We start from the raw sequence: 1,226 nt of genomic DNA, 5'->3' as shown, positions 1-1,226 counted from the left end.
GTGGCGATGGATGTGCCGCCGGCGGCCAGTTGCGCGTCGAGGGCGAGGGCCTGGCGCATGTCGAGGCGTCCGGGTGGTGTCATGGAGGGGATGTGGGTGGGGGTGCGTTCGCGGTAGGCGGCGGCGCGCAGGGCCCTGGCGAGTTGCCCGGCCGCTGCCTTCTCCGCCGCCGTGGGCGGGCGGGTACCGGTGACCGGGGAGGAGGAACGCCTCCCCGGGGGTGAAGACCTCCTTCGCGGTCTTGGCGGCCCGCCGGGCGCTCGCGGCCGAGGTGGCCTTGCCCTTCCTGCGTGCGGTGCGGGCTGCTTCGGCCTGTGCGTCGGCTCGGTCCTGCGCGGCCTCGTTGGCCGTGACCCGGGCTGCGACGTCACGGATCACGGCGGCGAGGTCGCCACGGTGGGCGGTGGGGTCGGGGGCCGGTTCTCCTGCGCGCGGGTTGACCCCGAGCGCGTGGCACCACGCTTCGGCGAGAGCGAGCATCGCCTGCCCGTCCTCGTCGCCGGTGGCGTGGGCGGCTGTCCAGATGCCGGCCAGGCGCTGGAGCATGTCGGCGCCGAGCACGGCGGTGACGGCGGTCTCAAGGGATTGGGTTTCGTCCGGGTCGAGGATTCCCGCGTCGCGGCGGGCGAGGACCAACCCGGCGGCCCATGCTGCTCGCCACGCGTCGGTGGGCGTCTGGTCGGTGATGTCCTCGATCACCAGGGCGTGGACGGCGGCACGCAGGTGGCGGCGGTCGCCGGGGCGGCGGGCGAGGTGGGCGTGTTCGGCGCGGGATTCCTCCAGCAGCGCGGCGGCGGCGTCCTGCGCGGTGCCGCGCAGGCGGGGTGGGGTGGCCCAGCGGCTGTGGGCGGCGTGCGCCGCCTCATGGGTGAACACCCCCCAGACCACGAGGTAGCGCTTCTCGTCGCCCGGCTTGGTGGGGTTGATACGGCCGGGGGTGAGCGGGGCGAAGAGGGCGGCGTCGATCTCCAGCTCGGCCAGCGCCGGGTAGAAGGCGGTCGGCGTGCCGGAGCGGGTTCCCTCGCGGCAGGTGACGAGGACATCGTCGCGGCCGGTGAGTTCGGGCAGCCTGCGGGACAGCGCGGCGCCGATGCGCAGCCAGTGCCGCTCGTGGGCGCGGGGCGTGGTGGTGGGTGCGGGTGGTCCGCCGCCGTCGTCCTCCCAGCGGGCCAGGTCGTGTTCGGTGTCGGTCAGGTCCGGCGGCGTGTGGGCGAGGTGGGTGCGGG

General features: G+C 75.5%; 1 pseudogene. It reads right to left on the bottom strand.

What is annotated here, in order from left to right:
* A pseudogene (locus tag ADY01_RS35790) lies at positions 1–1,226 on the bottom strand (hypothetical protein); the annotation flags it as partial.

Origin of the sequence: Streptomyces sp. SBT349, from assembly GCF_001083795.1 — a bacterium.
Lineage (GTDB): Bacteria > Actinomycetota > Actinomycetes > Streptomycetales > Streptomycetaceae > Streptomyces.
This window is presented reverse-complemented; position numbering and strand designations above follow the sequence as displayed.